1 protein-coding gene is annotated in these 2,973 nt (G+C 33.5%); it reads left to right on the top strand.

The genetic code is table 11. The features are described 5' to 3' along the window. Positions 1–1,741: 1,741 nt before the first annotated feature. Positions 1,742–2,617: a cation diffusion facilitator family transporter gene (locus ASJ81_RS10605; RefSeq protein ID WP_095644430.1), complete on the top strand. Its 876-nt coding sequence runs from the start codon at positions 1,742–1,744 to the stop codon at positions 2,615–2,617. Positions 2,618–2,973 lie beyond the last annotated feature (356 nt).

The raw sequence follows: 2,973 nt of genomic DNA, 5'->3' as shown, positions 1-2,973 counted from the left end.
TGGCGCGGACATACCCCGTTGCTTGCAGCGGGGTGCGCCAGCGCAACTTTGATTTTAATCCGCTACAATAACTGAGGACACATGAAAACATTTGAAAAATGTGTACTATAAAAATCTGTCAGTTGCACACTAAAAATAAGAGATCCCTATTACCTTGAAGTTCAGTGCGAAGTGTAGATTTGAACCTACGAAATCTTTCGATACCCTATCTTAAGCATTATTCAGTTTTGAAAACAATAGGAACAAAGAATTAATTAGTAGATAATTAAAAATTCACAAGTCATACTCCTTTTTAAAAGCTTTCTTGAAATAAAAAATCTTTTCCACATCAGTGAACATTGGTTATTTCCTGAACTCATTCTAATTTGTGGTCTCAAGTTTACCTTCATCAATAACAAAGAGAAGAGTTCTGGTATTTGCAGGACATCAATGTTCCTGAATATCATTTTCATTTCATTACCGTAAACAGGAGTGTAGGTATATTCCTGGGTTTGAGCTTGAGAACAGAAATGCTGCTCTCGATACAACAACAGCTGTTTTCATGAAACTTCCCACCAGCGACGTTTTTCAAAAATAGAACTGAGCAGGACTTAAAATCTGGCAAGGGATTTCCTTGTATCGTGAAGTTGTTTTAAGCTAATCTCTTTTTTTGTAATCTTTGAAAATTGTAAATCCTTCTCTAGTACTGATTAACGAAAACAGAGGTTGATTATCCTGAGACAATTAATAAAAACAGTATAGAGAATAAGGGACCACAAGCTGATTAAAAAAATATCTTGGAACTACCAGGCTTTGAAGTATATTACGGAGCAGGTAGCCTGCTTGCAGTAGTCCTGTATAAAATGAAGTAAAAAATCCAAGGTTTCTATATAAAAAAGTGGTTTAAAAATGGTTTAAAAATGGTTTAAAAGTAGTTTAAAAGTAGTTAAAAAAGATTAGAGAAAACCTGAAAGATTTTTTGTTCCTATTACCTATCCCCCGGTAAAGTAATTCAGAGACATACCCTCAATATATCTTTGAATTAGAACATCTTCCAGGCAATTCTTTACTCACATACCCCAGTCAGTTCCCATTTGTGTTGACTTCTTCTTTTTGTCTTAGCGTTCTGTCTATTCGTTTTTATCCGTTTATTTGGGTTTACTCTCTTGTTCTCGTGAGGTTGAATCTGTTCTCTTATTCTAGTGGAGTTACAAACTATAATTATTCCCAAACTTATTTAAAATAAACTATATAAAAAATTAGTCCCAGGCAAATAATATTCTCATATAAAATGTTTTTTTAGCAAAGAACATTTTAATATTAATGATTATTTTTAAATTGTGTATCTTTTTTCTCCATTATAAAAAACAGGATTTATTTTTTTCACATACAGAACCTATCCCAAAACATTATCTAATCTACTATTACCGCCAATATTATAACTCCTATTCTGGCATTATATTGGTTTTGGAATAGGCTCGATGTGAAACTTTGTCATTTTTACATCTTTTTAGTGCTCCGAAATCTAAAAAATGGAAAATCTAAAAAATAGAAGATCTAAAAAATGGAAGATCTAAAAAATTGAATAAATGTATAGATTTTGACTTCCATCGTTGCCTATTTCATATCCCTGAATTCAAGAAAGGTTTTATAATTCTGACTCATACTTTCATTATTCTATATAGTAACATTTATGATAATAATGAATTGTTTTCATATAGGATAAACTCAACTGGGGATAGCAAATTATTTGGTGGAGTATATGGGTGATAGAGAAAAAAATGTAGGGCTTGCTGCAGCTTTGAACATACTCTTCACAGTCATAGAACTGATCGGAGGATTCTTAACAAACAGCTTAGCACTGATAGCTGATGCATTGCATGATTTTGCTGACAGTTTTGCGTTAATAATAGCCTGGTACGCAGAAAAGAAAGCAAAAAAACCTGCAACAAGTAAAATGACTTTTGGATATAGAAGGTTATCTCTTTTATCTGCAACATTTACTATTATTGTACTGGTAACCGGATCGTTGTTTGTACTTACTCAGGCTATCCCGCGTCTAATCAGTCCGGAACCTGTAAACGCCGAAGGAATGGTTTTAATTGCAGTCATTGGAGTCACTATAAATGGACTTGGATATTTTCGATTAAAGAAAGGGATGAGCCAGAGTGAGAAAGTATTATCCTGGCATCTTCTGGAGGACATTTTGGGATGGATAGTTCTGCTTACCGGGTCAATAATCATGAGGTTCTGGAACAAACCCGTTATCGATCCTATAATGACAATAGGATTCACTGTCTTTGTATTATGGGGAGTTTCTAAAAACACAAAAGAAGTATTAAATCTTCTTCTGGAAGGTGTCCCTGAATATATCGATATTGACGAGATTAAAAAATCTATCTTGTCGGTTGAAGGAGTGAAGATGGTTCATGATCTCCATGTATGGTCTCTGGAAGGAGAAACCGACCTTTTAACATCTCATGTTGTTGTGGAAGACAAATATCTACAAACACCGGATAAAATGAGGCAAGCTATTAAAAGCAAATTAGAGGAGCATCATATAGAGCATTCAACTCTTGAACTTGAAAGTGAAGGACTTTGTTCTGGAAAAGAATGTATTTTTGAATCGAAGAAATAATGAACAAAGAAACTTACAAAGAAACGCATAAAGAAATATACAAAAGAATGTACAAATAACGTACAAATAATATGCAAAAAACGCGAAAAATTACGATAAAAATAAACTTTCAATAGTAAGGATCTTGTGCAGTGAGTAGGATCTTGTGCAGCGGGGGAAGATTAATCCATGATCGAATAACTGGTCACGAGGCACTGACCTGTAAGATCATACTGTATGTTCAGGTAGTGATACCATTGCGCTCAGGAAATATCGAACCATGATTTATTGAAAATGTCAAAAAATATAACTATAAGATAATATTAGGACTTACGCACTTGAAATGTCGAAAACTTAATGCCATTTAAAATATAATT

The sequence above is a fragment of the Methanosarcina spelaei genome, from assembly GCF_002287235.1.
Classification (GTDB): Archaea; Halobacteriota; Methanosarcinia; order Methanosarcinales; family Methanosarcinaceae; genus Methanosarcina; species Methanosarcina spelaei.
The sequence above is the reverse complement of the archived record's forward strand: the minus strand, read 5'-3'. Positions and strand labels throughout refer to the sequence as shown.